Below are 589 nucleotides of genomic sequence, written 5' to 3' on the forward strand. Positions count from 1 at the left end.
TTACGAGAAAAAGAAATAGAACGACAAAACTACGAAAGATTTGCCAGTGATCTTTCGAATATGCAAATAGAATATCAAAAAATACAAAAAAACTCTACAAACACCCATACAAACAGCCAATATGCAACCCTTGACCAGTACATTGATGCTGTAAAAAACACTCTTGCAAAACACCGATTTGCTTTGTTTTCTCGTATCAAAGAACAGAGTTCAGACAATATAATTATAGAAATGACTTTGACGCATCCGTCTGGAAATAAAATCTCAACAGAAGGAAAGTTTCCTTATGACACTAAAGGATGCAAATCAAATATACAATCGGTTGGTTCTGCAATCACATACGCACGCAGATATCTGTTAGGTATGCTTCTTAATGTCGTGAGTGAAGATGACGATACGGATGGGAACACACCTATTAAAAAGGCTTTTCCACAACAGATCAATGAAATCAGAAGACTTGTCGTACAAACCCAAACAGAAGAAGAAAAAATACTTGCTTATGTCAACGTCAAAAAGCTCGACGATATGTCTGAAGGACAAGCACAAACGGTATTACATCTTTTGAAAGATAAACAAAACAGGCAAAAGG

The 589-nt window shown here is 35.8% G+C and carries 1 protein-coding gene; it reads left to right on the top strand.

The features are described from left to right. A partial coding sequence (locus ACFIL8_RS12365) for an ERF family protein (protein ID WP_375690067.1) occupies nucleotides 1–589 on the top strand: 589 nt, incomplete at both ends.

Origin of the sequence: Bartonella sp. AP57NXGY, from assembly GCF_042195805.1 — a bacterium.
In the GTDB taxonomy this organism is placed as follows: domain Bacteria; phylum Pseudomonadota; class Alphaproteobacteria; order Rhizobiales; family Rhizobiaceae; genus Bartonella.